Here is a 21,079-nt window from a genome sequence, read left to right as displayed (position 1 = left end):
ACGGCCACTTTAGCGGTTTCTCATGCTTGAGACAAGCTGCGGCGCAATGGATCTGGATTTTTCAGGAGTCCCCACGTGTAGGTAAGGGCGCGTTGACGCGCGGAAGCCCCCAACCGATCACGCAACGGTCGATCCTCCAGCAGCTGCTGCAGGCGATCAGCCAGAGACTCGGCATCGCGAATCGGCACGATGAAGCCATCGATGCCATCGCGCACTACCGAGCCACAGTGGGGCGTGGTGATCACCGGCACACCGCAGGCCATGGCCTCCAGGTGCACCAGCGCCATCCCTTCGGCCAGGGTGGGCAGCACAAACAGATCGGCCTGGCGAAACTCTTCGCGGACCTGGCTGCGGGGTACCTGGCCGAGATAGGTGGGGCCTTCAAACAGGGGGTGCGTCAGGTCTACCTGAGCAGGTCCAGCGACGCGGCATTCAAAAGCAACACCGCGACGTTGAAGCAGCCGGCAGGCTTCGGCTAACAGGTGATTGCCCTTGCGCAGCCCCACCTGGCCCACAAAAAGAATGCGACCGGGCTTGGGATCAGGTTGCAGATCAAACCAGTGCTCCGGGATGCCATAGGGCACAACGCTGGTCTTGGCCGGATCGCAGCCCAGGGCGATCGAGCTCTGGCGGCAATACTCCGAGGGCACCAACACCTGATCGCTGATGGCCCACTTCAATCGGTCGCGCTCAATGCCAGCTTCCACCACCTCCTCAGGTTCGCCTTCTGCTTCGATGCCGGGATAGCGGCTGCGCTCCTCCAGCAGGATGCGGCCCACATCGGCGCCGATGATCAGCTCATGCACCGCATGCAGCCCCTGCTGCTTGGCCTGGCGCAGGGTCTCCAGGTCATTGTTGATGAAGTTGGTGTAAAGGGCATTGGCACCACCAAAGCGCTCGCGGCAGGCCCGTTGCAGCACCAGGGCATCGCCGCGGGCTCCGCGGGCCCAGCTGAGACTGGCGAGGGGCTGATCACGCACCAGCCGGCGTGGCAGCTCGGCAGGAAGCTGACGACCAAGCAGACGTTTCAGACTCTTGGGTTGGACTGCTTTGGGCCAGAGGCCATCCAGCACCCTCAGGAGCCGATGGCTGCTGTGGAGATCGGTGTAGAAGGCCGCCAGGGCATTGGCACGGGCCAGCAGGGCCGGCACGGCATAGTGCATGCGAGCGCCGGCCTGCAAGACAGCATATTTCCTGTCTGAAAAATCACGTCCTAGCCAATCAATCATGAACTCTAAACCGCGACTTAATTGCTACGGCTGTAATTGAGTAGCCAGGCCATAAGCCTAATGTGAACCGATCAAAGAGAAAGACCAAAGGGCGCAATGGCAGAAGCAGAATCCAGGCGAGTTTGTAGCCAACTTTACGGCTCAGCACTCGCAAAAGCCATGTCGCTTTTTGACTGAGGAAACCTGAAAAGAAGCCAATTTCTTCACAGTGAAGCGAGCAGCATTCAAGAAGATCGCGAACCTCTATCTTGGAATAACCTCTTCTTACGTGCCACCCCGTCTCCTCAAGTGGAAATGGACCATTGTCGCCATCCGAAATCGCTTTATAAAAACGATAGGGGGCCGAGAATATCAGCACTCCCCCGGGTTTTAGTAAATCAGCGATATCGGAAAGAAGCTTTTTATCATTAAGAATATGTTCGGCATTCTCCATGCACAGAGCATAGTCAAAGCGAGCATGCCCAAAACTAAGCTTCGCAAGATGCCTGGCATCACCAATTGGGAATTCGGTCAGACCATCCAGCGCAAGTTGCTTAGCGCGAGACTCAGCTTTAGCCTGATTCGCCTTGTCCCACGAAAGACCTATGGCGCGGTACCCACGCAAAGCAGCCCCAAGCGAGAAAGCCCCAGACCCACAGCCAATATCAATAAGATCCGGAGGCGTTCCAGACGCAACTGGCAGATACCTACAGATAAACTCCCAGAGATCAAGAACAAGCGTATCTCCATAGATCAGATATCTACTGAAGAGGAGGTTTTTATACAGAAGACGGATCATAGAATCGAGAATTGTTTCATTCAGTTAGACTGCGAAGACTTCGTGGTCTATCTACTCCATCCCACACAGCCGTTTCGCCACATCCTCCATCGCACGCAGATGAATCGCCAGCACGTTGTCGTCGTGGCGTGGTGGCTACTGGCCCTGAGCATCGGCGGCCAATGACACGAGGGTGTTGGTGCGAGGGCAGTAGAGGATGGCTGCAAAGTGGCCGGGCAAGGGGAAGCCATCCAGCCGCCTGGCCTGCACCCAGGCTTCGCGAGCGGTTTCAACATCAGACCCATTGGGGGGGCAGATCGAGGCGGTGGAGTCGCCGTCGCTGGGATTGAGCAGCACCCTGAGGTGGAGCAGGGCGACCCGACGGTATCGCTGGGGACCTACGCCGCCATGCTGTTAAGAGTTTGCTGAAAAAGCCCCGAGGCCGTCATGCCTTGAGCCTGACCTTTGGGCGCAGCGCCCGTGAACACTGGGCTCGAAGTCAGGCGTTCCCGGGCTGAATGGCCCTTGACGGGGTTTGTCAGCAAACTCTTAAGCCTGGGTCTGATCGCCCGGCTGGTGGCTGTCGCCGACCCGAGTCTCGATGCCGTGGGTCTGCAGCTGGAGCAGGAACAGCATCCGCAGCGCATCGTGCAGAAGCGCACTCTCCCGAAAGCCGTTGAGCAAACTCTGGCGCTGCCCCAGGACGATGAACGCCTTGAGACAGCTGAGCTGAAGCCGCGCCGCTGGTAGGCCGAACCGGATCGCTGAGGAGGGTTGCCATGCTGCTGCTCGACACAACGGTGCCCGCGGAACTGCGCAAACGCGATCGCGATCCACCTCAACGTGATCAGCGTGGGCAAGAACCAGCGCGGCATCCGCCACAAACACCCCACGAATCCTGCCGATCAACACCGCCATCGCCCGGCGCTGGGGCCAGCTCTCCGCCCACTTCGGCCATCCCGGCGCCGACCTGATGCTGGCGGCCACGGTCTTCGAGCACGGCATGCAGGTGGTCACCCGCAATGAACGGCATTTCCTGCCCAAAGGCGTGGGGGTGGTGAATCCCTTCAGCAGGGATTGATGAGCCGAGAGGAGAACAATGCACCGGCATCAATCGCACCAGTGCCGGGGATCTGAAGCTAAGAGGGGTAAACCGTCGCTGGTCGCAGCATCAATGATTCTGTTCACAGTCCGATGCCAGGCTGCGCGCCTACCGGCCCCGTGACGGCCTGAGCATCGACGCGATCGCGACGCTCTGCAGAGGCAAAGGTTGCGGCTGATCCCCCCAGAATCGCCGCCAGCTGCTCCGCCGCCGTGTCCCAGGTGAACTCGCGCCAGCGGGGTGCCAATGCTGCCCGCCAGGCCAGGTAGCCGGCGTAGGGCGATAGGCGTGTGGCAATCCAATCAGCCACCTCGGCCGCGCTGGGATGGGCCGCAAAAAGCTGGCCGCAGCCGCCATCGGGCAGGGTGGAAGCAATCCCGCCCACGGCATGGGCCAGCACGGGCACCCCCAGGCGCAGGCATTCGCGGTTGGAGATGCCAAAGGCCTCGGCATCGGAAAACAGGGTGCCGAAGTGCCAGCTCTGCAGCTCGGCCACAAAGCGGGCGGTATCGGTCTGCTTATGGATGAAGCCGAGAGGCTGCAGGGATGGATGGGATGGGAGACGGGCGGGATCAGGGCCGATGGAGCGGATCACGGTGGGGATGCCGCGCTGCTGGAGCGCATCGGCCAGCTCCAGCAGAAAGGGGCCACCCTTGCGCTGCCACTCCTTGCCAAGGAAGCCGAGCCGCAGGGGCTGCTCCTGAGACGGAGGGACCGGCGGATCTACCGTTGGTAGAGCTGCCAGCTGCGTCTCATCAAGGTTCGCGCCGCCGGGCACCACGTGCACCTTGGCGGGATCGATGCCGTAGTCGATAACCACCGAATCGGCCGCCCACTGCGATCGACAGACAACAGCACCAGAAGATTCATACGCCCGACGCTCCCACTCAAGTACCAGCTGCTGATAATTGGAGTAAATGCGCTTGCCGATGCCATAGTCGTGAAACAACTGGCGAGAGGTAGCATCAATGTAAAAATCAACTCTCCAGGCATCGGGCCAAGGAAAGGCTGGCAGTAGCGGGAAGTGGCTGAGCAGGGCCAAGGGCTGATCAGCCGGGAGCCTGGCCTGCGCCAGCAGGGCGCGAGTGAAGGCCTGGCTATATTGATAACCACCAGGCTTACCGCTGCGCAGTAGCTGGCACAGATTCCATAAGTGCCGCCGCTGGCGCAGGCGCCGAGGATCAAGAGCCAGGCCACCCTTCAAAAAACCTGATTTCAACCCTGCCTTAAGAAGACGGAATGAAAGGCCACCATGCGTGGCCGGATGAGTGGCGTCGCCGCAGCAGATGAGGTGGCGGTTCAAGACAGGGCACTTCCAGACTCAATACTGAGCAGGCGAACCAACTCTGGCTTACGGCGGCTGGCCATCACCAGATTGGGCCCCATCAAATCATCCAGATCGCACGAGTAGCGGCCGAACCAGCGCACACCTTTCGGGTAAAGCTTACCGATCACGAAATGATCACCATAATCACGCATATAGTCGTGAATAAAGTAACGAGAGAACAGATTGGCCTTGCCGTATTCGATCTGAATACAGTCAATCGACTCATCGAACAGCATTTCACCCCCCCCTGTCATCACCTTAGACTCAAATCCCTCTACATCAATCTTGAGGAGGTCAATATGATTAATACCATTAGAATCACAGAAGTGATCAAGCCGTAGAGCCAAAGCAGTGATCTGCTCTGGAGCTGTCAGACCATGAATAGCTGTTTGCACGCCAACCACAGCACTGGTATTACCGGTTCGAGCTGGATCAAAGAAGAAGCGGATCTCGCCGTTACAATCCGCAAGCGCCAAGTTGTGGAGTTCGGCCCGAGGCTCATGTCCCAAAGAAGCATCCAACTGGGTGAATACAGATGGGATGGGCTCAAAGGCGATCACCCGTGCCTGGGGGGAGATGTGTAGTGCCAGGCGAGAATACTCACCACAGTTGGCGCCTACATCCAGAATCAAGGCAGGGCGAAACCGCGCAATCTGCTGAAGCAGCCACGCTTCTCCGTTGCTGGCAGGATCGTAGTTACCATTTTCATAGAGCCCATGAAAAACGGTGGCGGCACGATCAACCCGAGCCAGCAGTGGATTGCCGTGATGGGAGGGAAGGAATCGCTGCAGGCGGGGGAAGAACCAGCGCCAAGTAGTGCGTAGCATGCTGCCGATTTGATCACAAAGAAATGATTCGCTTTAATTCGCTATCTTCTAGTGTCCCGTCCTGGAAATAACAGCTAAAATCAGGGGTGTCACCCGAGGTGCCCTGTGGCGCTTGGTCGTCCGATGCCTCCGCTGGTCCTCAGCGAGGACGAAGCTCAGCAGTTGCGGGCCCTTGCGAATTCCCGGTCGCTGCCGCATTCGATCGTGCAGCGAGCCCAGATCGTCCTGGCCTGCGGAGCAGGCGAAACCAATACGGCGATCGCCAAACGAATGGGACTGACGGGGATGACCGTTGGCAAATGGCGCAAGCGGTACCGGGACCTTGGACTGGAAGGGCTCCATGACGAGCTGCGGCCCGGCCGGCCCCGCACCTATGAAGACGACAAGGTGGCTGAGGTGATCAACCGGGCCCTGCAGACCAAACCCACCGACGGCAGTACCCAGTGGTCCGCGCGCTCACTCGCGGCTGCCACAGGTATCTCCAAAACAACCGTTCACCGCTGGCTGCAGACCTTCTCCGTCCAGCCGCACCGCCAGAAGACGTTCAAGTTGTCGACGGATCCTTTCTTTGTCGAGAAGGTCAGAGACATCGTCGGCCTCTATCTGAATCCACCTGACAAGGCGATGGTGCTCTGCGTCGACGAGAAGACGCAGATCCAGGCTCTGGACAGGACGCAGCCGCTGCTGCCCATGGGCCTCGGTTACGTCGAGGGCGTCACCCATGACTACATCCGCCACGGCACCACCACCCTGTTCGCCGCCTTGGACGTGGCCACCGGTGAGGTGATCAGCCAGTGCACGCCCCGGCACCGGCATCAGGAGTTCCTGGGCTTCCTGCGGCAGATCGAGACGTCCGTCCCCGAGGACCTTGATGTCCACCTGATCGTGGACAACTACTGCACGCATAAGCACGCCAAGGTGAGGGCCTGGCTGGCACAACGGCCCCGCTTCCACGTTCACTACACACCCACCTACGCCTCCTGGCTGAACCAGGTGGAGCGCTGGTTCGGGATCATCACCCAGCGGGCGATCCGGCGCGGCAGCTTCTCCAGCGTCTAGCCGCAGGCTTCCGCGAAGCGGTAGGAGCTGATCGCCAAGATCGAGCAGTTCGTGGCGGCCTACAACAAGACCAAGGCCCCGTTCAACTGGACGGCAACCGCCGACTCGATCCTGGAGAAGCTCCAGCGACTTTGCTCACAAATCTCCGGGACGGCACACTAAGAGTTCGCTGAAAAACCCGGCCATCTCTGCGAAAATGGGCCAGTTGCCCAGCCCAGATGCGAGGTCAACGGGAGCGCAGCGGCTCCCTGTTCTCCTACGTGTCGATTGAGGATCGGATCCCGGCCGGCCATCCGCTGCGGCGGATCCGCAAGCTGGCCGATCAGGCCCTCGATCGCCTCAATCCCACCTTCTGTGATCTGTACGCCGCAGAAGGCCGGCCATCAGTGCCGCCGGAGCAACTGCTGCTGGCCTCGTTGCTGCAGGCGTTCTACGGCATCCGCTCGGAGCGGTTGCTGCTCGAGCAGCTCCACTACAACCTGCTGTTCCGCTGGTTTGTGGGGCTGAGCCCGGATGATCCGATCTGGCATCCCACCACATTCACAAAAAACCGGGAGCGGCTGCTGAACGAGCAGGTGATGGGGAAGTTCCTGGAGAAGCTGATGGGTGCTCCGGAGGTCAAGCCGCTGCTCAGTGACGAGCACTTCTCGGTGGATGGCACCTTGCTGCAGGCCTGGGCCTCCCATGCCTCGCTGGAGCGGATCGATGGGCAGGACGATCCGCCGCCACCGCCGTCAGGCCCTGGCGAGGGTTTTGGCGCTCCAAAGCTCGGCAAGAAGCGAGCGAAAGGGGATTTCCGCGGCATCAAGCTCAGCAACAAGACCCATCGCTCCAGCGTCGATCCAGACGCGCTGCTGTGCCGGAAGTCCAAGGCCCACCCCGCACTCCCCAGCTACCGGGGGCACGTGCTCATGGACAACCGCCATGCCCTGATCGTCGAATGCCGCGTCACACAAGCGACGGGCACCGGGGAGAGGGATGCCGCCAAAGCGATGGCGGCTGCCGTCCCCGGTGCCCACCAGAAGACCATCGGCGCCGACAAGCACTACGACACCAAGGGCTTTGTCGCCGAGATGCGCCGCATCGCCGTGACACCGCATGTCGCTCAGAACACCAGCCGCCCTGGTGGTTCCGCCATCGATGGCCGCACCACCCGCCACGTGGGCTACGCCAAGTCGATCCATGCCCGCCGCGGCATCGAGAAGGTGTTTGGCTGGATCAAACAGTGGGGAGGTCTGCGCCAGTTCAAGCTGCGCGGCACCGAGAAGGTGAGTGCGGTGTTCGGCCTGAATGTGATCGCCTACAACCTGATCCGCCTGGGCAACCTGCTCAAACCGGCGATGGCGGCGGCGTGAACAGGTGGTTGCCGAGAAGTGTGCCCAGACGGCAGTGATCAGGGTGCCCCAGAGGGGCCAAACACACCGAAACGCGTGCTCTGAACCGCTGAAACCCTGAAAACCAGACCGAAATGAGCTGCAACAGCTCTCAGGAGGGGAAAACGCGACGTCTCAGCTGGTTTTTCCGCAAACTCCTAAGAGTTTGCTGAAAAACCCCGCCGCCTCTGCGAAAATAGGGCAACTGCCCCAGGTTTGATGCGAGGTCAGCAGGAGCGCAGCGGCTCCTTGTTCTCCTACGTCTCGATCGAGGAGCGGATCCCGACCAGCCATCCACTCAGGCGGATTCGCAAGCTGGCGGATCAGGCCCTCGATCGACTCAATCCCACCTTCTGCAGGTTGTATGCCTCAGAAGGGAGACCATCGGTGCCGCCAGAGCAGCTGCTGCTGGCCTCGTTGTTGCAGGCGTTCTACGGCATCCGCTCCGAGAGGCTGCTGCTGGAGCAGGTCCACTACAACCTGCTGTTCCGCTGGTTTGTGGGCTTGAGCCCTGACGATGCGATCTGGCATCCGACCACATTCACCAAGAATCGTGATCGGCTCCTCACTGACGACGTCATGGGGCTGTTCCTGGAGAAGCTGATGGGAGCACCCGAGGTCAAACCGCTGCTCAGTGACGAGCACTTTTCGGTGGACGGCACGTTGCTCCAGGCCTGGGCGTCACACGCTTCCTTGGAGCGGATCGATGGCCAGGAGGATCCTCCGCCTCCGCCCACAGGTCCTGGCGAAGGATTCGGTGCTCCCAAAGAGGGAAAGAAGCGCGCCAAAGGGGACTTTCGCGGCATCAAGCTCAGCAACGAGACCCACCGCTCCAGCACCGATCCTGAGGCACGGCTGGCCCGGAAATCGAATGCCCATCCAGCGCAGCTGAGCTATCGGGGCCATGTCCTCATGGACAACCGCCACGACCTGATCGTCGATTGCCGCGTCACCCAGGCCACGGGCACCGGTGAGCGGGATGCCGCCAAAGAGATGGCAGCAGACCTCACCGGTGCCCACCAGAAGACCGTCGGCGCCGACAAGAACTACGACACCAAAGGGTTTGTCGCTGAGATGCGGCGGATCGGTGTCACGCCCCACGTGGCCCAGAACACGGCCCGCAGCGGTGGCTCAGCCATTGATGGCCGCACCACCCGTCACGTGGGCTACTCCAAATCGATCAACGCCCGCCGGGGGATCGAAAAGGTGTTTGGTTGGATCAAGGCGTTCGGAGGGCTGCGCCAGTTCAAACTGCGCGGTACCGAGAAGGTCGGCGCCGTGTTTGGCCTGCATGTGATCGCCTACAACCTGATCCGCCTGGGCAACCTGCTCAAGCCCGCGATGGAGGCGGCATGAACAGCCCGTTGTCCAGAGGTGTGCCCAATAGGCCTCAACCAATGCCTTGCAGAGAGGCCAACGATGCCGAAATCGGGCTGTTTGCGGCTCTGATAGCCGCCGATCCGTCTTTTTGAGCCGGAAATCCACTGATGCCTGTGGAAAACTGGCTCGTGGGTTGGTTTTTCAGCAAACTCCTAAGAGGGGTAAACCATCGCTGGTCGCCGCATCAATGATTCTGTTCAGAGTCCGATGCCAGGCTGCGCGCCTACCGGCCCCGTGCCGGCCTGAGCACCGACGCGATCGTGTCGCTCTGCAGAGGCAAAGGTTGCGGCTGATCACCCCAGAATCGCCGCCAGCTGCCGCACCGCCGCGTCCCAGGTGAACTCACGCCAGCGGGGTGCCAAGGCGGCCCGCCACTGCAGATAGCCCGCGTAAGAGCTGAGCCGCGCAGCTATCCAGTCGGCCACCTCGTCGGCACCGGGGTGGGCGGCAAACAGCTGGCCGCAGCCATTATCCGGCAGGGTGGAAGCAATGCCGCCGGCGGCATGGGCCAGGACGGGCACCCCTAGGCGCAGGCATTCGCGGTTGGAGATGCCAAACGCTTCGGCTTCGGAAAACAGGGTGCCGAAGTACCAGCTCTGCAGCTCGGCCACAAAACGGGCGGTATCGGTCTGCTTGTGGATGAAGCCGAGAGGCTGCAGGGATGGATGGGAAGGGAGACTGGCGGGATCGGGGCCGATGGCGCGGATCACGGTGGGGATGCCGCGCTGCTGCAGGGCATCGGCCAGCTCCAGCAGAAAGGGGCCGCCCTTGCGCTGCCACTCCTTGCCAAGGAAGCCGAGGCGCAGGGGTTTGTCCCGAGACGGAGGGGGCGGCGGATTTGCGGTTGGTAGACCTGCCACCTGCGTCTCATCGAGGTTGGCGCCGCCCGGCACCACGTGCACCTTGGCGGGGTCGATGCCGTAATCACGGATCACCGAATCGGCGGCCCACTGGGCCATGCAGATCACGGCTCCCGCCTGGCCGTAGGCCTGCCGTTCGCGCTCCAGCACCTGCTGGCGATAAGCAGGTGCCAATCGCTCGCCACTGCCGTAATCGTTGAACACCTGGCGGGTGGTGGCATCGATGTAGAAATCAACGCGCCAGGCAGCGGGCCAGTCCGCGGCGGGCAGTAATGGGAAATGACTGAGCAGATTCAACGGCTGATCGGCCGGCAGCTGAGCCTGCTTGAGCAGGGCACTGACGAAGGTGCGGCTGTATTGAAAGCCACCGGGCTTGCCTTGGCGCAACAGCTGGGCCAGGTTCAAGTGCTGACGCCGCCAGCGAAGGCGCAGCGGATCCAACCGAAGTCCACCCTGCAAGATGCCCTGGCGCTGCCCGGCCTGGAGCAGGAAATAGGGGATGCTGCTCCAAGTAGCCAGATCGGTGGCGTCGCCGCAGCAGAGGAGGTGACGGCTCAGATCGGGCACTGAAGAATCAGGTGGCAGTGTTCTGTTAGGTAATCATTTCGATCACATGCTGCCACGCTATAACCAATTCTCCGAAGTTCTGCTAATACCGGCTTAAAGCTGAGACCTCGCTCACGAAGCATTGGATTATGAACCTCGATGATCAGCGTGGGTCTTGCATCCCTGAGGAAATCAAGCGAGTCAAATATTACTTCATACTCGCCTGACTCGATATCGAGCTTGAGTAGATCAGGCCTGAAGTTTGCGTCGGTTAAAAGATCAACAAGTGTGGATATGTGGGTATTTGCGGGCAGGCTAAATTCGGGAGGCCGCCGGCGATTATCCGTTACAAAAGCCTGCAGCGTATCCCACCGACAAGGGCGGAAAGCGTTGTAATTTATCTCGCGAACAACCTTGGAGTGATAAGGGTTGCACCCTGCCCAGCTGCCGCAGTCAATCGACAGAATTTCGGCATCGACCCCGTGCATCGAAGCGAAGAGTGCACTGTAAAAGCCCTCAGCAGACCCAACGTCGGCAAAACGTCGAGCGGCCCGGGCGAATCTCATAAAGTTGCTAACCTCATCGCGAGCTATCCACGAGTTTGCGAAATTTCTGAATACATTATACGTCCTCAATACACTTCCATGATTTTCCGAAAAGTCATCTGGCAAGAAAACAGGATAGAATTTATCGCCGCCATCAATGTATAGACGATTGGGCTCCCATGGCTCCTTCGCATGCTGAAGCGAGCAGCGTTCTTCTCGCCAAAGGGCGGGCAACTTTCTGATAAATCGCGCAAAGGCAAGGGGACGCTCATCACCAGCAAAAGAAAGCAGCCTTTGTAGGGCTAATTTAACGCTGTTCATGATGAAGAAAAAGGGAGGGAAAATGTTAGGGTCAACAACTTATGCCAGCTGGCTGCAATTAATTTGGCATCATAGATCTGGGAATGAAGTGCGGCATTCCTTCCCAATGCGAGCCGACTGGTCTCTGATATAAAAAGTGATTCCAAGAAAACTGCCCATTTGATTGGGTCGCCCTGCTCGAGTAAAACTCCTCCTACACCATCCAGCAAAACCTCACGGCAGGCCGGCACATCACTGGCGATCACCGGCAGGCCGGCAGCCATGGCTTCAATCAAGGCTATTCCGAAACCTTCTGCGGCGGTCGTGGAGAAGGCAAACAGATCGGCCTGGCCGAGCAGATCGGGAATGTCGGCGCGGCGGCCAAGAAACACGCCGGCAGGATCCAGGCCAAGTTCAGCAGCCAGAGCCTCTAGCCGGGCGCGCTCCGAACCATCACCCACCAGCTGCAATTGCCAGCCGGGCTGACGGACTGCTGCAAAGGCCCGGATCAGGGTCGCCTGATCCTTGATCGGATCCAGCCGGGCAACCATCAACACCCGGAGGGAATCGCCAGGGGGGCGCCGGGCGCGGGCGGCAGCAGCGCGCCCGGCAATGGCGGCGGTGTCGCAGCCGTTCAGCAACGGCCTGCTCCCTTTGGGCAGTGGCTCCAACTGAGCCATCTGGGCATGTACTGCTGCCGAGCAGCTCACAAGGGGAATACCGGCCCAGCGGCAAAGACGAGTCAGCAAACGCCAGCGCTTGCGTTGTCGCCCTGCAGGCGGCGGTGGATTACCGACTCGCATCACCACAGCGGGAACACCACACCAGCGCGCCAGGCAACACAGGGGTAAGGCCTGGATATTGAAGGTGTAAGAAACAAGCGATTGGGGGCGATGGTGCCCCAGCCAACGCCAAAGCTGCCACAGCCTGGAGGGGAAAGGTGGCCAGCCCATCGGTAACGCCTCAACAGCGGCCAAGGCCTGGAACTCAGGTCGCATCGGCCCGTCGCTGTCGCCAATCACGCCCACCACATGGTGCGCGGGCTCCGGCCAGAAACGGATCAACTCCCGAGCCAGCGTTTCATTACCCCCTTCACCCAGGCTCGCCAGTACGTGAACCCTTATGGGAAGCGTCATCGAGCCCATTGGGCTAGAAAGAGCTCATTAGCAAAATACAGATTCGTGCGATCCTCTTCCTGCATCACTGGAAGCATTGAATCGGGAAATGGCAAAATCTCCTAGAAAACAGGCCTTAGCCTGTCTTCAAGGCGTTTCCGATCGCCTGGATCAATTTCAACGCAGAGAGCGATGGGTAGGTTGGCGGAGAGAATCTGTCGCGCCCCTTCAAGCACCTCAAATTCATATCTCTCCACATCGATCTTGATAACAGTCTTGTGGTTTAGGTTAATGAGATATTCGATCAGAAGCTGGTCAAGCAAGAGCTGCGGAGCCCACTGTCGCGGCACTCCTTGGCGCTCACGCGCAGACACTACCTGATTGATGCCACTGCCTGGCAAGGCAGTGATCTCAACGGCTGTGCTAGCGCTTCCCAGTGCAAGATTGAGTGGTGCGACATTGAGGTGGCGATTGTGACTGCAATTACGTACCAGTGCCTGAAAGGTGCTGCGCACGGGCTCAAAGGCCAGAACCTTGGCGCCGGTTTGGGAGGCGATCAGTAGCGAAAAAAGCCCAATGTTGGCGCCAATATCCACAAAGAGGGTTTCCTGATCGCAGAGAGCCAGCAACCTCGCAAGTACCGGCTGAATCGCCAACTGTTTCAGCACACCCCGAAGCTGGTAGTGCTCAGGCTCCACTGAGAATGTCACACCCCCGAAACTGGCCATGGGGGAGGGTAGATGGGGCAGTCTCAACCTGGCCGCCAGCCAGGCGTAGCGGGGGTTGAAGGTCATGGTGTTTCCGGCATTGCCCGGTGCATGAAGGCATCAAACATCCCCAACTCCTCGCCGTAGGCCTGCGCCATCGCCGCCACGCTGAAGAGTCGCAGGGCCCGCTGCCGCGCCGACGCCGATCGCTGCCGGGCAGCCTCAGGAGCCGCCAGCACCTGACGAATGCCATCGGCCAGAGCTTCGGCACTGTTGGGCTTTACGAGCAGGCCGCAGCGGCCATCGTCCAGCACCTCACGGCAGGCACCCACATCGGTGGCCACGATCGGCACGCCGGCAGCCATGGCTTCAGCAAGGGCGATGCCGAAGCCTTCAAGGTGAAAAGCCGGCCAGACAAAGATGTCCAACTGGCTTAGCAGTAGGGGGATGTCACGACGCATGCCAAGCAGATGGACCTGATCTGAAAGATTCAACCTTGAGATCAAGGCTTCCAGCAGGGGCCGTCCACGGCCTTCACCGATGATCTGCACCGAAACGCAAATGCCCTGAACTTGCAAGATCGCAACGGCACGGATAAGTGTGGGGTAGTCGCGATTGTCATCGAGTCGCCCAACAACTCCCAGCCGCGGCAGCTGGGAGTTGTTGGCTGTCTGTTGTACGACGGCAAAACGCTCCAGATCGCAGGCATTGTAGACGGTGCGGGTTTCGCGTTGCGACACGCCGAAATCGCGCACGGTGGCGGCGCGAATGTAGTGAGAGCAGCAGAACAGCCGATCAGTGAACGGCCGCCCCAGCTGCACCAGCAGCTTGAACTTGGCAAAAGCACTGCCGGTCCACACCGGCGGCAGGTTGCCCACATGGGCACACACGCGCCGCACCCCAGCCGCTCGGGCGCCGATGGCGATGCAGGAATGCCAGCCCAGTGGAAAGCTGAGCACAGCCTGGGGCCGCAAACGGCGGCAGAGCCGGTAGCTCAGCCAGGTCAGGCGCGGGTAGCGGAGGAGGCTACTGCCAAGTTCGAAGTTGTGAATCGGGATGCCAAGCGCCTCAAACTCCGGTCGTAAGTCGGTGGGCTGATCTTGCAAACAGAGCAGCTCCACCGACAGCCCCTGCTGCTGCCAGTTGCGGGCCAGCTGCAGGGCGAGCTGGGGGCAGCCTTCGGCGGCGAGGGAGGTGAGGACGATCAGCAGAGGGCGTGAGGTCACATCAGGTGCGTGAAGGCGTTGGTCAAGGTGATCCCAAACAGGCGAATAGAGCGTTTGCCGAGGAGCCGGTATTTGAGCGAACGCGCCAGGCTGACAGCCAGGGCTTTGGGCGATCGACGTTGCACCAGCGAATTCACCTGCCCCCAGATGGATGGACATTCGGGATAGCCGAGAAAGGAACGGAGACGGCTGGAGACAGCCTCAGCGGGCGTACCGTCGTCAATCTTGAGATGCAGATAGCAAGCAGAAGGCTGGGCGGTGAAGAACTCCTGGACCGCCTCGTTGTGGCGTTCGAACACCTCCAGCCATTGTTGGTCGTGACCTACAGGACAGGCGGAGCCAAAGATCCAGGCATGTACGGGATCGTGCAACGCGCCGAAATGGGCAATCACACTCTTGAGCCAGGCCTCGGGATTGCGCGTGGTGTGGATAAACCGAGCTTGCGGGTAGCGATGGTAGAGATCCCGAAAGAGCGCGGGCCAGGGCACATCCTCGAAGGCGACGTAATCGGCGTAGTGTGTTTCGACTAACGCCGCCTTGTTCGGCACAGCTGGAAATAGTTCACGCTCTACCCGATCTGCCAGGCCATCACAGGTACGAATCCCTAGACGCAAGAATGAATGCAACAGACTGGTGGTGCCGGTCTTGTTGAGACCAATGCAAAAGATCAATTGATCGGGCGGTGTCATGAAGGGAAGGCGAGGTAGGCCGTTGCGGAAAGTTCAACCGCCAGATCGACAAAGCGGTGGGGCTTGCGAATGGGCAAGACCAGCTGGCCTGGGTCAGCTAACAAGACCTGAAAGTGAGTAGCCCAGGCCGTGGCATTGAGCGGCAACAGCTCGCACCCCTCCACCCCCTCCAACAACTCCCGAATCCCCCCCAAATCACTGCCGGCCACCGGCAGCTCGGCGGCGAATGCCTCAAGCACCGTGAGCGGTCCGGTTTCCAGCCAGGTGGAGGGCACCACGGCCAGGTCGTAGCTCTGCAGACAGGGCAGCAGCTGGCTTTTGGGCAAGTTGCCGAGCACGCGGAAACGTTGGTCGCCAGCGATGCGGGCCAGCAGCTGCTGGCCGTAGGCGCAATCCCAGTAGGGGCCGTAGCAGTCGAACTTGATCGGTGCCTCCGGCGGCAGGCTCTGGATCGCGTCGATCACCAGATGCAGACCCTTCACCGGATGGCAGCGGCCCCAGTACACCAGCCGCAACACCCCGTCTTGCATGGGGGTGCGCTGGCGCGGTGGCAGCGGTGGCGGGCCGGCCGTGCGGATCAGGTGCACCTTCTCGGCCGGAATGCCCTGGCGCAGCAACACATCGCGGCTCCAGGCCGCCAGCACATGGATGGCATCAGCCAGCTCGGCAAGTTCCAGCCAGGCTGCCTGGAACGCAGCAGTGAGCTGGCGGGCCGTGAGCACATGGGCCAGGGCGCCGGGGCTTTCGCTGCTGAACGGCCATCCCTGTTGCAGTGCCACAACACCAGCCAGCCAGCGGGGCAGGCCACCGTTGTGCAGACGGCAACGGCTGCAGCGCCGCTCGCGCAGCACGCCATCGCAAGTGGAGCCGCTGGCATCGATCAGGTTGCCCTTGATGCAACTGAACCCCGGAGCATGCACCGTGACCACCAGACGTGCACCGGAGGCCTTGACGGCCCGCGCATGGCTGAGGCCGCAGCGTTCGCTGAAGGAATGGAGGTGCACCACCTCAGGCCGAAACTCCGCCAGCAGGTCGCCGAAGCCTGGAATGGAGGCGGCTCTGGCAGCCACCTGATCGCGACGGTTGCCACTGGTGATCGGTTGCAGCAGGCGCTGGTGGCTGGCGAGCGGGGTCTGAGGGGCATGGTCGGGCAAATAGAGGCGGCCCTCATGGGCGGCCCAGATCACCTGGGCACTGGGCTCCAGCTGTTGCTGGGCTTCGACCAGCTGGTGCACAAAGATTTCGGTGCCGCCGGTGACACGGGGGTAGAGGTCGTTGGAGAGATGGAGGATACGAGTCAACGTTCCAAAGTCGCCAGGAATGCAGCTTCAGCGGCCTTAGGCGGTAGAGGTTGGCCAATCACCCGCGGGTGGAGTGGCCAGCTGCGGTTGATCAGCCAGTTGTCTTGAAACAGCAGTTGATCCCCCTTGAGCGCCATGGTGTTACCCACAACTGGGATGCCTGCCAAGGCTGAATCCACCACACGCGTGAGGCGCCCGGATGTGGGCGGGTGTACGATCAACTGTGCAATACAGCGGCATTGCAATTCTGCAAGATCTGAGTGGGATACTTCGCCACGAAAATTGAATGAATCAATAAAATCCGGCGGAATACATTCATTCAAGTGTTCACTCCCGCGACCCACTACTTGAACTGGATAGGGCGGAGCTCCTGCCTGGTACAGATAAGAAACCAATGCACTGACTCCCGCTAGGTTTGCTGGGTTTCTAAAATCAGCAAGCCAGAGAAAACCAAGGTTCGGATCGGGATTCCGCTCTTTGCGGATGGTCTCTAGGAACTGTTGGTGACTTGGCGCAGGGAAATATGGCAGCACCTCTGCTTGGATTCCATGCAAACGCAGCCACCAAGCCTCCTCAAATGAAATGGTGAAGATGAAATCTGCCATGGCCCACCAGCGGCGTTCATCAGCAAAACGATGCTGCACCTGCCGGCCTCGATGTGCCCATGCGTTGAAATTGGGTGCTAGAGACTCGATGTTTGCTGGTACCAACACTGTGGTTAACCCACGGCTACGCCACTCGGCAACGGTGGCTAGCGAGCCATAGCCAGTGCCCTCCTGGATCACGCCCTTGAGCAGAGGAAAGCACTTGTGGAGCTGAGCAACCCGATGTGATGCATGACCCTGACTGCGCAAACTCTCCACACCAAAAGGCTGCAAAGGGCCATGGCGCAGAGCAGCTGCAAGACCCACACCCAAAGTGATGAGCCTGCTGGCTGGAGGAGGAGGCGATTGAATCGGCTGCAACTGCCAACCAGCATTCTCCAGCAGATTCCGTATTTGCATTGAGCGGTGACAGGCTCCAGAAGCTCGAGAAGAATCAACGCAGATCAACGACACCAGCCAAGAGACATTTTCCCTAACAGCAATTAGATTCACACCAACCATCCTTGCATAGCAAAGCCTTAAGAATCAGGCCAAGAGACAGAAATATCGTATTCTTCATGCAGCAAATATGTAATATAAGAAAACTTAGAATAAAGCCTTAATCTTTCATCTGCCGTAAGTAGACGCTTGGGAATGGGTTCCGACATCCCAATTCTAGACAGGCTCGAAAGTAGTAAAGCTTTTAAACTAGGGGAAATCACAGAGGTCAAACTCCTCTTCAGTGAAGGAGGAACAATGGCAAGCAAAGGAAAGGAAGACACATCTTGAGCCGTCTTATTCGCATGCATCCTTTGATCAACCGTTGAATATCCATCCATGCTGATGTTCATCAAGGAACAGATACGTGAAACCACTGAGACACTAGATTCAACAAGGTCTTTGTAATTTACCAACGCTAGCCTTCCTTTCCTGAACTGCCGATGATATGGCATCAGCTGAAGCACGTAATTAGACGTCAACATGGCCTGAAAGCCAACTGGATGATCTAGGATTTGATCAAGACTGGCATTCATAAAAGACTGCCGCAATCCTCCAACATAATTGATGGCGGACTCAAAGCGATCCACCGGATCTCGAAAGATAAAGACAAACTGTGGATCAGCTAGCCTGTCTTGCACTAAAGAGCAGATTGGCTGTTTCTTCGGCCACATTGAATAACTTGACGAAGCATCTAGGGTGATAAATGCCTTGGGGCGTGCGGCAAAAGCAGAGTCAAAGATCCTTAAGTAACCATCAAGTCTAGCACCTGGATGGCAAAGATAATTTGTTTCTTTTAAATTGGCTTCGATGGAGTCATCGCGTCGACGAGCACCAACAATTGAAGGATGCTGGACGAGTTGATAGTATAGCGTGGTTGTAGCGCACTTTTGAGAGCCAACTATGATTAGATTGCGATATTGATGAGTCATGGGAGGAAGTTAACAAGACAAGGGTCACACGGAGATCATCTATGATGCCTTGCATGCATAGCAAGGGAGTTATCAGTCAGGCATCCAGACAAAAAGTTGCATATAATAATTTCAAGGCCTAAAGTCTTGATGAAATCAAGGATTTAATATCAGAAATCAGACTTTGAGGAACTTTGGCATCACGAAGACCACATTCTAACTTTTCCTGGTCGGACAAGTCGGGTCTTCGAGAGAGGTATTTTTCCTTAAATCCAAAGCAGGAAGGTCTTTCAAGGAGCATTCTCCATGCATACGCTCCAATTCTTGAATATCTTACTCTTGCCAGAGCTTGATCATCATAAGGAGCTGGAAGGGGGCTGAATTCGGGATTAGAAGTATTTCCAAAATGAATCGCCACTTGATTTAGGTGAAAGCCAGGAGGATAAGACCTTGGGAAATAGTAGGGGGTACCTTCTTGATACGCTAGCAATGCAGCCGTGGCAAGGGTGTCTGCCCAGCATCCAGCCCTAGGTTCAGGCTTCATATCCTCGCTAAAACCTAAAGACAATAAACATTTACGCGCTTCCGAGGAAAGGGTAGCCCATTGCGTAGGGCACGCGCTGATATGATACTTCGAAAATACCTTACGCATCAAAGGTGGATTAATGCAAACAAGAAAAGTGTGAGGCTTATTTACATGATTTATACTTGTCGGACTTGAGAATAGTGAGGCGGCAACATTCCTTCCATGCAAAAGCTGCCGCTCGGTCTGAAGAAGCAGAGCATTATTTAAGACAAAGCAATCGTGATCAACAGCCCAAAAAACACAAGAGCATGACATGATCAATATATTTAGAACTTTGCAATGCGGAAGGGGCGCTCCATTTAGCCCAGGCCAGGCTTGAAGCTGTATTACGCGAACATTATGTGCAGTCATAGATTGCTTAAACTGCTTAGCCTCCCAAGCCGTAACGCCATTTAAGATTACATATACATTGCAGCCAGGATCTGAACTTTTTAAGAATTCAGTTGATGCTATCGCCATATGGCAGCACCCTGGCATCGCTACCAACACTCTCGAGCCATCATGCTTGATGCAATTCCAAAGCTTCAACTGCAAAGCCATGGAATTAATAAGACGGTTAAGCCATTGATAGAACAATGCCAATCGAAGAACTAAAGATTTTGCCATGACAATCTCACGTTAGCTATCACTCTATCAGAACCAGTCAATAAGAAAGAATGATCATCTAGGGAAGAACTTTCAGTAGATGTCTGTATTGAATAAAGGCTCCCAGTTCAGAGTGTATCGGAGATCGCAGTGGCGATTTCGGATCAATCGAGCAGGATTTCCCGCCACGATCGCCATCGACGGCACGTCTCGACTGACGACGGAACCAGCACCCACAACCGCGCCACGGCCGATCGTTATTCCCGGTAGCACCACAACCCTAACCCCCAACCAAGCATAATCTTCAATGGTGACTGCCATGGATTTACTGGCACCCGCGAAACTGGGGCTATGGGGATCATGGCTGGCAGTGATCAGATAGCACTCTGGCGAGATGCTTACATTAGAGCCAATCGTAAGCCCACCACGCGCATCAAGCCGACAGTTTCGGTTGATCACGCTATGCGCTCCAACGGAGAGCCTGAAGCCGGTCACCCAACAGCCACTATGTATAGCGGCATTTGGAGCGATGCGGTAACGGAGAACGTACACAAGATACCAACGACGCAGACGATAGGAGGGCAGCGCTGATATGGGCCAGCTCCAGGCCGCGAACTGGCATGCCTTGAGAAATTTCCTAATTGGTGCCATCAGCAAGGCTCTATAAAGGCGGATTTGCCACCGCGTCCTTCGCACTTAATCTGCACCACTCTTCTCGACAATAGCAGAAAGAATGTTGTCCTTGTTCCCCTCCTTAAAGTAGAAATCATAATCTTCAAGGAATTCGAATAGCCCCTCCATAAAGAGGGTTGACGAAAGCAATGGCAGGCACTCTGCAAGGCCAATCTGATCGCGATACCATCCATGCAACCCAAATGGTGCTGAGCAGTCAAGCTCCTGGAGCTGCTCGGCAAATAGCCATCAATGCCAAATCTTAGAGCTTCGACCCTGGAGGCAACATGCATACGGTTATGACAGTAGATGCCAAGAATCCAATCTTCATTACAACCCAGAGCGGCTAGACCTGGCACAGCAGAGGGGAATGAGGAGAATGTGTTCACTGCTCGGGCGAGCAGCTGTCGGCAACGCATTCTCACCCTCTCAGATAGGCTATATCGTGCTAAACGGGCTCGGCGGAAGTTGGATTCGTGGCCACGCAGGCCTTTCTTCAATGCAATCTGATGGGCACTGCATCGCCTCAGGGACAATCCACCGACACCAACGCCGATGCATCGTGTGAACTTCATTGTTGGCTGCCGAGGAGATGGAAAAAACCTCGGCGCAATATAGTCAAATCCAAAGAACGATTGAAGGTTATCCGTGAGCATCCAAGCATCAAGCTGAGCTATCAGAATTTGAGAGCTCTCAAATAAGTCATAAAATCGTGGTGACAGCAGAAGATCGCAATAGCTCCTTACAGACATAAAAACGCGATCGGGCATCAAGAAGACGCCGACGCTGCCCAGCCTGCGCGCAAGAGTAAACAGAAAATTCTAGTGGCTTCGCTTGCCAGCAATGACGCAGCGATAACGACCTGACGGCATTTTGATAGTCTGCTAAATGGACAGAAGT

At 57.8% G+C, this 21,079-nt stretch carries 20 protein-coding genes and 2 pseudogenes; 5 read left to right on the top strand and 17 right to left on the bottom strand.

The window, feature by feature from the left end; translation table 11 throughout:
* Positions 1-20: 20 nt before the first annotated feature.
* The 3 genes from H8F26_RS13880 to H8F26_RS13870 form a co-directional block, all read right to left on the bottom strand.
* Complete coding sequence (locus H8F26_RS13880; RefSeq protein ID WP_197154849.1) at positions 21-1,163, bottom strand: glycosyltransferase family 4 protein; 1,143 nt, start codon at positions 1,161-1,163, stop codon at positions 21-23.
* Between the two features lie 58 nt (positions 1,164-1,221).
* Positions 1,222-2,007 carry a bifunctional 2-polyprenyl-6-hydroxyphenol methylase/3-demethylubiquinol 3-O-methyltransferase UbiG gene (locus H8F26_RS13875; protein ID WP_197154848.1) on the bottom strand — a complete coding sequence of 262 codons (786 nt, stop codon included), beginning with the start codon at positions 2,005-2,007 and terminating at the stop codon, positions 1,222-1,224.
* A 135-nt stretch (positions 2,008-2,142) separates the two neighbouring features.
* Positions 2,143-2,343 carry a hypothetical protein gene (locus tag H8F26_RS13870; protein ID WP_197154846.1) on the bottom strand — a complete coding sequence of 67 codons (201 nt, stop codon included), beginning with the start codon at positions 2,341-2,343 and terminating at the stop codon, positions 2,143-2,145.
* A 219-nt stretch (positions 2,344-2,562) separates the two neighbouring features.
* Here H8F26_RS13870 and H8F26_RS13865 point away from each other — a divergent pair, with 219 nt between their 5' ends.
* Both H8F26_RS13865 and H8F26_RS19550 read left to right on the top strand, forming a co-directional pair.
* Positions 2,563-2,736, top strand: coding sequence for a hypothetical protein (locus H8F26_RS13865; RefSeq protein ID WP_197154844.1), 174 nt, complete (start codon positions 2,563-2,565; stop codon positions 2,734-2,736).
* A gap of 145 nt (positions 2,737-2,881) precedes the next feature.
* Positions 2,882-2,956, top strand: a pseudogene (locus H8F26_RS19550) (type II toxin-antitoxin system VapC family toxin); the annotation flags it as partial.
* 214 nt (positions 2,957-3,170) lie between these two features.
* Here H8F26_RS19550 and H8F26_RS13855 read toward each other — a convergent pair.
* Positions 3,171-4,292 carry a glycosyltransferase family 4 protein gene (locus H8F26_RS13855; RefSeq protein WP_231605635.1) on the bottom strand — a complete coding sequence of 374 codons (1,122 nt, stop codon included), beginning with the start codon at positions 4,290-4,292 and terminating at the stop codon, positions 3,171-3,173.
* 95 nt (positions 4,293-4,387) lie between these two features.
* Positions 4,388-5,242 carry an FkbM family methyltransferase gene (locus tag H8F26_RS13850; RefSeq protein WP_197154840.1) on the bottom strand — a complete coding sequence of 285 codons (855 nt, stop codon included), beginning with the start codon at positions 5,240-5,242 and terminating at the stop codon, positions 4,388-4,390.
* A gap of 105 nt (positions 5,243-5,347) precedes the next feature.
* Here H8F26_RS13850 and H8F26_RS13845 point away from each other — a divergent pair.
* The 3 genes and pseudogenes from H8F26_RS13845 to H8F26_RS13835 all read left to right on the top strand — a co-directional run bounded on the left by H8F26_RS13845 (position 5,348) and on the right by H8F26_RS13835 (position 9,030).
* Positions 5,348-6,463, top strand: a pseudogene (locus H8F26_RS13845) (IS630 family transposase).
* Positions 6,464-6,519: 56 nt separating this feature from the next.
* Positions 6,520-7,656 (top strand): IS5 family transposase, encoded by a 1,137-nt coding sequence (locus H8F26_RS13840; protein WP_197154839.1) that lies wholly within the window; start codon positions 6,520-6,522, stop codon positions 7,654-7,656.
* Positions 7,657-7,893: 237 nt separating this feature from the next.
* Positions 7,894-9,030: an IS5 family transposase gene (locus H8F26_RS13835; RefSeq protein ID WP_197153730.1), complete on the top strand. Its 1,137-nt coding sequence runs from the start codon at positions 7,894-7,896 to the stop codon at positions 9,028-9,030.
* A 317-nt stretch (positions 9,031-9,347) separates the two neighbouring features.
* Here the strand turns inward: H8F26_RS13835 and H8F26_RS13830 are convergent, their stop codons facing one another.
* From H8F26_RS13830 to H8F26_RS20235, 12 genes are all read right to left on the bottom strand, one after another.
* On the bottom strand, positions 9,348-10,481 hold the full coding sequence (locus H8F26_RS13830; protein ID WP_231605219.1) for a glycosyltransferase family 4 protein: 1,134 nt from the start codon (positions 10,479-10,481) through the stop codon (positions 9,348-9,350).
* Entirely contained in the window at positions 10,469-11,326 is an 858-nt protein-coding gene (locus H8F26_RS13825) for an FkbM family methyltransferase (RefSeq protein WP_197154838.1), read from the bottom strand. Before H8F26_RS13825 ends, H8F26_RS13830 begins: the two co-directional genes overlap by 13 nt.
* On the bottom strand, positions 11,323-12,441 hold the full coding sequence (locus H8F26_RS13820; RefSeq protein WP_197154837.1) for a glycosyltransferase: 1,119 nt from the start codon (positions 12,439-12,441) through the stop codon (positions 11,323-11,325). Before H8F26_RS13820 ends, H8F26_RS13825 begins: the two co-directional genes overlap by 4 nt.
* Before the next feature lie 101 nt (positions 12,442-12,542).
* Positions 12,543-13,214: an FkbM family methyltransferase gene (locus H8F26_RS13815; protein ID WP_197154836.1), complete on the bottom strand. Its 672-nt coding sequence runs from the start codon at positions 13,212-13,214 to the stop codon at positions 12,543-12,545.
* Complete coding sequence (locus H8F26_RS13810; protein ID WP_231605634.1) at positions 13,211-14,353, bottom strand: glycosyltransferase; 1,143 nt, start codon at positions 14,351-14,353, stop codon at positions 13,211-13,213. The genes H8F26_RS13815 and H8F26_RS13810 overlap by 4 nt, the downstream gene beginning before the upstream one ends.
* Positions 14,350-15,042: a sulfotransferase gene (locus tag H8F26_RS19545; RefSeq protein WP_231605218.1), complete on the bottom strand. Its 693-nt coding sequence runs from the start codon at positions 15,040-15,042 to the stop codon at positions 14,350-14,352. Before H8F26_RS19545 ends, H8F26_RS13810 begins: the two co-directional genes overlap by 4 nt.
* Positions 15,039-16,343: a glycosyltransferase gene (locus tag H8F26_RS13805; protein ID WP_197154833.1), complete on the bottom strand. Its 1,305-nt coding sequence runs from the start codon at positions 16,341-16,343 to the stop codon at positions 15,039-15,041. Before H8F26_RS13805 ends, H8F26_RS19545 begins: the two co-directional genes overlap by 4 nt.
* Positions 16,340-17,449, bottom strand: coding sequence for a hypothetical protein (locus H8F26_RS13800; protein ID WP_197154832.1), 1,110 nt, complete (start codon positions 17,447-17,449; stop codon positions 16,340-16,342). The genes H8F26_RS13805 and H8F26_RS13800 overlap by 4 nt, the downstream gene beginning before the upstream one ends.
* A 17-nt stretch (positions 17,450-17,466) precedes the next feature.
* Positions 17,467-18,357: a sulfotransferase gene (locus H8F26_RS13795; RefSeq protein ID WP_197154830.1), complete on the bottom strand. Its 891-nt coding sequence runs from the start codon at positions 18,355-18,357 to the stop codon at positions 17,467-17,469.
* Between the two features lie 118 nt (positions 18,358-18,475).
* Positions 18,476-19,462: a hypothetical protein gene (locus tag H8F26_RS13790; RefSeq protein WP_197154828.1), complete on the bottom strand. Its 987-nt coding sequence runs from the start codon at positions 19,460-19,462 to the stop codon at positions 18,476-18,478.
* Between the two features lie 138 nt (positions 19,463-19,600).
* On the bottom strand, positions 19,601-19,828 hold the full coding sequence (locus H8F26_RS20240; protein WP_197154826.1) for a DapH/DapD/GlmU-related protein: 228 nt from the start codon (positions 19,826-19,828) through the stop codon (positions 19,601-19,603).
* Between the two features lie 329 nt (positions 19,829-20,157).
* On the bottom strand, positions 20,158-20,931 hold the full coding sequence (locus H8F26_RS20235) for a DUF5672 family protein (RefSeq protein WP_370594710.1): 774 nt from the start codon (positions 20,929-20,931) through the stop codon (positions 20,158-20,160).
* Positions 20,932-21,079 lie beyond the last annotated feature (148 nt).

Origin of the sequence: Synechococcus sp. CBW1006 (assembly GCF_015840525.1) — a bacterium.
Lineage (GTDB): Bacteria > Cyanobacteriota > Cyanobacteriia > PCC-6307 > Cyanobiaceae > CBW1002.
Note: the sequence above shows the minus strand (reverse complement) of the source record. Positions and strands in the feature narration are given on the sequence as shown.